Consider the following 7164-nt stretch of genomic DNA (forward strand, 5'->3'; position numbering starts at 1 on the left):
TCGCCCTCGGCGATCGAGAAAAAGATCATCTGGGCCCGCCCGACGATGTTCTCGAACGGCACGTAGCCGACCGCCGACAGCACCCGGCTGTCGGTCGAATTGTCCCGGTTGTCGCCCATCATGAAGAAGTGACTGGCCGGCACGGTGTAGACATTGGTGTTGTCGTAGAAGCCGTTGTCGACGCAATCCAGCGTCTCATAGCTGACGCCGTTCGGCAGCGTCTCCTTCCAGCGCTTGACCCTTGCCGTGGCATCGGAGCCGCAAGGGTCTTCGCCGACGAAATCGGACAACCGCTCGCGCATGACGGGCTTTTCATTGATGTAGAGCAGGCCCTCTCGCATCTGGATGCGGTCGCCGGGCAGGCCGATCACCCGCTTGATGTAATCGGTGGAATCGTCCTTCGGCAGCCGGAACACCACGACGTCGCCGCGCGAGGGCTCCGAGCCGAAGATGCGGCCGGAAAACAGCGGCGGCGACAGCGGGATAGAATAATGGCTGTAGCCGTAGGAGTATTTCGACACGAACAGATAATCGCCGACCAGCAGCGTCGCCTTCATCGATCCCGAAGGGATGTTGAAGGGCTGGAACAGGAAGGTGCGGATCACCAAAGCGATCAGAAGCGCGTGGATGACGACGCGGATCGTTTCACCGACGCCGCTTTCAGACTTTGTCCCGGATGTCACGCTCATCGCTTTCCCAATTCCCGTCGCGACCGCGCGCGGTGACAGAGCATTTTCTTCACGCGAATCAGCAGTCGTTTCGCGTCAGGAAAATGGTCTTGATTCTGATGTTTTGAGCGAATTCCGGCGCAAACCCGAATTCAGCCCGCTACGATGGCGGCCGTTTTAGACGGTTGTTCGCAGGTGCGCAATCAACGCCCCTGCGAAAACTTGCTAATCCTATGACAAGTCAGTGATTTTTTCAGTTTGTCTTTCATCGTCATGGCCGGGCTTGTCCCGGCGATCCATGCCTTGATCCACGCGCCGTCCGAAAGACGTGAATGCCCGGGACAAGCCCGGGCATGACGAAGGAGAGAGCGTCCACGACCGCCGGTCAGCGTCAACCAGGCGCTTTACGGTTTACCCGGAATGACCGCCGAAATTATGACAAAGGCCTGCGCCAGCGGCCAGTCGTCGGTGATGGTGAGGTCGATCTGCGCCTGATGACCCGGCGGCGTCAGCGCCTCCAGCCGCGCCTGCGCCCCGCCGGTCAAAATCATGCTCGGACGTCCACCGGGAAGATTGACCACGCCCATATCGCGCCACCATACGCCCTGCCGGATGCCGGTGCCCAGGGCCTTGGAACAGGCCTCCTTGGCGGCAAAGCGTTTGGCGTAGGTCGCCACCACCATCTTCTCGTTCTGCGCGCGGCGTTCGGCCTTGCTGCGCTCGGCTGACGTGAAGATACGGTCCAGAAAGCGGTCGCCGTGACGCTCGATCACCTTGGCCACGCGGCGGATGTCGATCAGGTCGGAGCCGATGCCGATGATCATGCGGAGGTCTCAAGTTTCGCGCGCCCGCGGTCCATCGCGGCCCGCATGGCGCGCACGGTCTCGGCAAGACCGACGAACAGCGCTTCGCCGATCATGTAATAGCCGATGTTGAGTTCGACGATCTCAGGCAGCGCCGCGATGGTTTCCCCGGTTGCATAGTCGAGGCCGTGGCCGGCATGCACCTCAAGCCCGGCGGATCGCGCAAGCTTTGCGCCTGCGACGATGCGCTGCCATTCGGCTTCGGCCTTCGCCGCGTCGCCATCGACCACGGCGTCGCACCAGGCGCCGGTGTGGATCTCGATCACGGGCGCGCGCAGCTTCGCCGCCATTTCGATCTGTCTGGAATCGGCGGCGATGAACAGCGACACCCGGACGCCGGCGTCGTTCAGTCTGGTGATGAATGGGGCCAACGCGTCGTGCTGCCCGGCCACGTCAAGGCCGCCCTCGGTGGTCAGTTCTTCACGCCGCTCGGGGACGACGCAGACCGCGTGCGGTTTTGTTGCCAGCGCAATCCGCAGCATGTCCTCGGTCGCCGCCATCTCGAAATTCAGCGGCTTTGAGATTTCGGCCTTCAATCGCGCCATGTCGTCGTCGCGGATATGGCGGCGGTCCTCGCGCAGATGCGCGGTGATGCCGTCGGCGCCGGCCTCGATCGCGATCAGCGCCGCGCGCACCGGATCGGGCCGCTCCCCCGCCCGCGCGTTGCGCAGCGTGGCGACGTGATCGACATTGACTCCAAGACGCAGCGGTGGAGCTTTGGGCATTTCACGCACAACCCATCTTGCTGTCATGCGCGGGCTTGACCCGCGCATCCATCTTCTTCGCATGGAATCTTTGAAGAGGATGGATTGCCGGGTCAAGCCCGGCAATGACGCGGTGGTTTATCCATTGACGCGTTCGACCCGGGCGACCACGGCCTTGGCGCGCAACTGGGCGATGATAGCGCTGAGATGCTTCAGGTCATAGACCTCAAGGTCGATGGTGAGTTCGGTGAAGTCCGGCGAGCGCCTGGACATGCTGATATTGTCGATATTGCCGTCATGCTCGGCGATCACGGTGGCCACCTGCGCCAGACTTCCGGGTTCGTTGACGTTGTCGACGAGAATCCGCGCCGGAAAACGCTGCGGCGTCGACTCATCGACATCCCAGCGTACGTCGAGCCAGCGCTCCGGCATCTCCTCGAAATCCTTCAGCGCCGGCGACTGGATCGGATAGATCGTGATGCCCTCCCCGGGGGTGACGATGCCGACGATGCGATCGCCCGGCACCGCGCCGCCGTTCGGAGCGAACTTGATTGGCAGGTCGGAATTGATGCCGCGAATCGGTATGGCCGAGGGGCCTCGCGTTGGGTCGGGGGGCGGCGATTTCAACCTCAACTTGACTGCGAGGCTCCTCTTCGCACCGAACCGGCCGACGCGTTCTTCCTTGTAGTCGGGATACATCGCACGCGCGACGTCGGAGGCTCGCATCTCGCCGCGTCCGACCGACGCCATTACGTCATCGATCGAGGCGCGCGCCAGCCGCGGCAGCGCGCCCTTGAGCTTGTCGTCGGCGTATTCCATCTTGGCCCGCGCAAACAGCCGCTCGACGATGCGCCGGCCGAGGCCGGCATACTGATCGCGCACCGCGGTGCGGGTCGCGCGCCGGATCGCCGCCCGCGCCTTGCCGGTCACGGCGAGAGATTCCCACGCCGACGGCGGCGCTTTCTGAGCGCGCGACGTCAGAACCTCGACCTCGTCGCCGTTCTGCAATTCCGACGACAGCGGCGCGAACTTGCCGTTGATCTTGCAGCCCACCGCGCTGTTGCCGACGTCGGTATGCACCGCATAGGCGAAATCGATGACATTGGCCTGGCGCGGCAGCGCGATCAGCTTTCCCTTCGGGGTGAAGCAGAACACCTGATCGTGAAACAGCTCCAACTTGGTATGTTCGAGGAACTCTTCCGGATTGGCGCTTTCGGAAAGAACCTCGACGGTATGGCGCAGCCACGCAAAAGCGTTGGATTCACGATTGAGCAATTCGGTGGGAGAACCGACACCCTCCTTGTAGAAGGCATGCGCCGCGATACCATACTCGGCGATCTGGTCCATCTCCGCGGTGCGGATTTGCAACTCCACGCGCTGTTTGCCGGGACCAATCACGGTGGTGTGAATCGAGCGGTAGTCGTTCTGTTTCGGCGTCGAGATGTAATCCTTGAACCGGCCAGGCACCACCGGCCAGGTGGTGTGCACGACGCCCAGCGCGCGATAGCAGGCTTCGACATCGTCCAGCACCACACGGAATCCGAAAATATCGGACAATTGCTCGAAGCCGACCGACTTGCGCTCCATCTTGGTCCAGATCGAAAACGGACGCTTGCGGCGGCCGTATACGTGCGCGGCCATGCCGTTCTTTTCCAGATTTTTGGAGAGCTGGCTTTCGATCTCGCCGATCAGGTTGCGGTTGCGCTCCTCCAGCGCGTCAAGGCGCTTCATCACGACCGCATAGGCTTCCGGGTCGAGCATATGGAATGACAGCTCTTCGAGTTCTTCGCGCATCTCCTGCATGCCCATGCGGCCGGCAAGCGGTGCGTAGATGTCGAGCGTCTCCTCGGCGATGCGGCGGCGCGCCGCCGGGGCCACGAATTCGAGCGTGCGCATGTTGTGCAGGCGGTCGGCAAGCTTGATCAGCAGCACGCGAACGTCGTCCGATATCGCCAGCAGCAGCTTACGCAGATTTTCGGCCTGCTTGGCCTCGCGCGACACCAGTTCCAGCCGCTTCAGCTTGGTGAGGCCCTCCACCAGCGCGCCGATCTCGGGCCCGAACACGGAATCGATTTCGGCGCGGGTGGCCTCGGTGTCCTCGATGGTGTCGTGCAGCAACGCCGCGACGATGGTGGCGTCATCGAGCTTGAGGTCGGTCAGGATCGCCGCGACTTCCAGGGGGTGCGAAAAATATGGATCGCCGGAGGCGCGGGTCTGCGCGCCATGCGCCTTCATGGCGTAGACGTAGGCGCGGTTGAGCAGATCTTCGTTGGTGCCCGGGTTGTAGGCACGCACCCGGTCAACCAGGTCGTATTGTCGCATCATGCGGGAGCGCGGCTTTGCCGCCTTCACCGGCGCAGGCGCGGCAAGCGCAACAGGGGCCGAATCGGTCGCGGCCTGCATCTGCCGGGAACTGCGGCGCCAATACGCCATCGAATAGCTGCCTCCATGGGCCCCGGGATGAGCCCCGTGCTCGTCGTCTAATCTATCCCAGAGTGCCGGCTCGGAAAGCGGAATCCGAACTGAATTTGCTCAAGATTTTGCGTTTTCTGAAGGCCAAAGGCCACATTCAGCCGATCCTCGGCACAAACTGCCCTGAATACATTAAATTTCCTCCATAAATGCGAAGAGCCCGGACCTAGGGTCCGGGCTCCGCCAATATCGCCAGCCGTTGCGGCTGATATCATTCGTCTTCTTCGGGCTGCTCTTCCGGGGGTGCCAGGCCTTCGAGTCCCTTCAAAAGCTCCTCCTCGGTCATGCGCTCGACCGCCACCTCGGTATCGTCGGCATCCACGCTGGCCCCCGCCGAGCCAATCAGGGGCACCGTATCGGGCTCCGGCTCATCGACTTCGACGAATTTCTGCAGGGAATGAACCAGTTCTTCCCGCAAATCTTCGGGAGAAATGGTCTGATCGGCAATTTCCCGTAGCGAAACGACTGGATTCTTGTCATTATCGCGATCAACTGTAAGTTGCGAGCCTGAGGATATCATACGGGCGCGATGCGCCGCCAGCAGGACCAGATCGAATCTGTTATCGACCTTATCAATGCAATCTTCTACCGTGACGCGCGCCATCGACTGTCGCTCCGTGAAAGGGATCGAATTTTTTGATTATTCGCGGTAGGTATAGCGGCCGGGAGCATTTCGCAAGCCAAATTTGCCATTTGGCCTCGCCTAAACGCTCTGCTAACCCCATTTGGAACCGGCAGACCGAGTGCCCCGAGGCTCGTCCAACAGCCTCCCGGACAAGAATTCGCTTCATTGCTTGACCTAAGTATCGACCTGAAGCTCTTGCCTCACTCTATCGACGGTGGTGTCTGATCCAGTTGATCGGCCACTGGGCAGCGAAGTTCTTTGGAATGCGTGGCGGCTGCCGCCGTGCCAAAAAAATGTTTAGCAACAACAACTCGTGAGAAACTTATGTCACCTGTCTCCAACAAGATCGCGCTCTTCATCGATGGCGCCAATCTTTATGCAACCGCCAAGACGCTCGGCTTCGACATCGATTACAAGCGCCTTCTCAAGGAATTCCAGGGCCGCGGCACCTTGGTGCGCGCGTTCTATTACACGGCGATCATCGAAGATCAGGAGTATTCGTCGATTCGGCCTTTGATCGATTGGCTCGACTACAACGGCTACACCGTCGTCACCAAAGCCACCAAGGAATTCATCGACGCCTCTGGCCGCCGCAAGGTCAAGGGCAACATGGATATCGAGCTTGCGGTCGATGCGATGGAACTTGCCGAGCATGTCGACCAGATCGTGCTGTTTTCCGGCGACGGCGATTTCCGCTCGCTGGTCGAGGCCGTGCAGCGCCGCGGCGTCCGCGTCACCGTGATCTCCACGATTTCCAGCCAGCCGCCGATGATCGCCGACGAATTGCGCCGCCAGGCCGACGTGTTCACCGATCTGGTGGAATTGCAGCCCAAGCTCGGCCGCGATCCGTCGGAGCGTCCGGCGCCGCGGGAACCGCGGCACCATGCGCCGCAGTTCCTGCAACGCGCCACCACCATGGCGCCACGGGGCGATGACGACGATTTCGACGACTGATCCGGCGCGGACATCCGCCGGTCTTCGCACCGAACCTGATCGCAATTGTCCGCTGTGTCCGCGGCTTGCCGACTTTCGGCAGGCCGCGCGCGCGCGCGAACCCGGCTGGTTCAATTCTCCGGTGCCGCCATTCGGCGACGCGAACGGGCGGCTGTTGATCGTCGGATTAGCGCCCGGCTTGCAGGGCGCCAACCGCACCGGGCGGCCGTTCACCGGCGATCATGCCGGCGACCTGCTCTACGCGACGCTGATCGAATACGGCTTTGCAAAAGGCGTCTATCAGGCGCGTCCCGACGATGGACTGATGCTGGTCGATTGCCGCATCGGCAATGCGGTACGCTGCGTGCCGCCGCAGAACAAGCCGCTGCCTGCCGAGATCAACACCTGCCGGCAGTTCTTGATTGCAACGCTGGAGACGATGCCGCGGCTGCGCGCGATCGTGGCGCTCGGCCGCATCGCCCATGAATCGACAGTGAAGGTATTGGGGCTTCGCTCGGCGGCGATGCCATTTTCGCATGGCGCCGTGCATCAGGCCGGCGAAATCAGACTATACGACAGCTATCATTGCTCGCGCTACAACACCAACACACGGGTGCTGACGCCGGAGATGTTTCGCAGCGTGTTCGCGAAGGTGCGCACGGAGCTTGAGAAATGAGTTTCGTGCCACTACCCCGCCGTCATCCTGAGGCCGCGCGTTCGCGCGGCGTCTCGAAGGACGGCCGCTTGCGCTGGTGGCGCATCCTTCGAGACGCGGCCAAGAGGCCGCTCCTCAGAGCCTGATCCAAAAATGTATCCGAGTCATTTCAACTACTTAGGAACGACGGTGTTGCGGGGATCTGACCTCAGGCAAATCTGCAGTTATTGCGATGCTCCAACGG

General features: G+C 61.7%; 7 protein-coding genes. 2 read left to right on the forward strand and 5 right to left on the reverse strand.

What is annotated here, in order from left to right; translation table 11 throughout:
• The 5 genes from lepB to rpoZ all read right to left on the reverse strand — a co-directional run.
• The coding region (gene lepB, locus VGP39_RS05820) for a signal peptidase I (RefSeq protein WP_327567156.1) at positions 1 to 689 on the reverse strand (689 nt) is incomplete at its 3' end.
• A gap of 383 nt (positions 690 to 1072) precedes the next feature.
• Entirely contained in the window at positions 1073 to 1492 is a 420-nt protein-coding gene (gene acpS / locus VGP39_RS05825; RefSeq protein WP_327567157.1) for a holo-ACP synthase, read from the reverse strand.
• Positions 1489 to 2256, reverse strand: coding sequence for a pyridoxine 5'-phosphate synthase (locus tag VGP39_RS05830; RefSeq protein ID WP_327567158.1), 768 nt, complete (start codon positions 2254 to 2256; stop codon positions 1489 to 1491). Before VGP39_RS05830 ends, acpS begins: the two co-directional genes overlap by 4 nt.
• Positions 2257 to 2373: 117 nt before the next feature.
• Positions 2374 to 4668: a bifunctional (p)ppGpp synthetase/guanosine-3',5'-bis(diphosphate) 3'-pyrophosphohydrolase gene (locus VGP39_RS05835; RefSeq protein ID WP_327567159.1), complete on the reverse strand. Its 2295-nt coding sequence runs from the start codon at positions 4666 to 4668 to the stop codon at positions 2374 to 2376.
• Between the two features lie 250 nt (positions 4669 to 4918).
• Positions 4919 to 5311, reverse strand: a complete 393-nt coding sequence (gene rpoZ, locus VGP39_RS05840; protein ID WP_027522935.1) for a DNA-directed RNA polymerase subunit omega — start codon at positions 5309 to 5311, stop codon at positions 4919 to 4921.
• A 345-nt stretch (positions 5312 to 5656) separates the two neighbouring features.
• Here rpoZ and VGP39_RS05845 point away from each other — a divergent pair, with 345 nt between their 5' ends.
• A complete protein-coding gene (locus VGP39_RS05845) occupies positions 5657 to 6286 on the forward strand; it encodes an NYN domain-containing protein (RefSeq protein ID WP_327567160.1) in 630 nt (209 codons plus the stop codon).
• Positions 6264 to 6941, forward strand: coding sequence for a uracil-DNA glycosylase (locus tag VGP39_RS05850; RefSeq protein ID WP_327567161.1), 678 nt, complete (start codon positions 6264 to 6266; stop codon positions 6939 to 6941). The genes VGP39_RS05845 and VGP39_RS05850 overlap by 23 nt, the downstream gene beginning before the upstream one ends.
• The last annotated feature ends 223 nt before the right edge of the window (positions 6942 to 7164 follow it).

It is taken from the genome of Bradyrhizobium sp. (assembly GCF_036009065.1).
Lineage (GTDB): Bacteria > Pseudomonadota > Alphaproteobacteria > Rhizobiales > Xanthobacteraceae > Bradyrhizobium.

Coding starts and splice junctions, on each gene's coding strand:
- VGP39_RS05845 (WP_327567160.1), top strand. CDS start 5,657: ATGTCACCTGTCTCCAACAAGATCGCGCTCTTCATCGATGGCGCCAAT.
- VGP39_RS05850 (WP_327567161.1), top strand. CDS start 6,264: ATGACGACGATTTCGACGACTGATCCGGCGCGGACATCCGCCGGTCTT.
- rpoZ (WP_027522935.1), bottom strand. CDS start 5,311: ATGGCGCGCGTCACGGTAGAAGATTGCATTGATAAGGTCGATAACAGA.
- VGP39_RS05835 (WP_327567159.1), bottom strand. CDS start 4,668: ATGGCGTATTGGCGCCGCAGTTCCCGGCAGATGCAGGCCGCGACCGAT.
- acpS (WP_327567157.1), bottom strand. CDS start 1,492: ATGATCATCGGCATCGGCTCCGACCTGATCGACATCCGCCGCGTGGCC.
- VGP39_RS05830 (WP_327567158.1), bottom strand. CDS start 2,256: ATGCCCAAAGCTCCACCGCTGCGTCTTGGAGTCAATGTCGATCACGTC.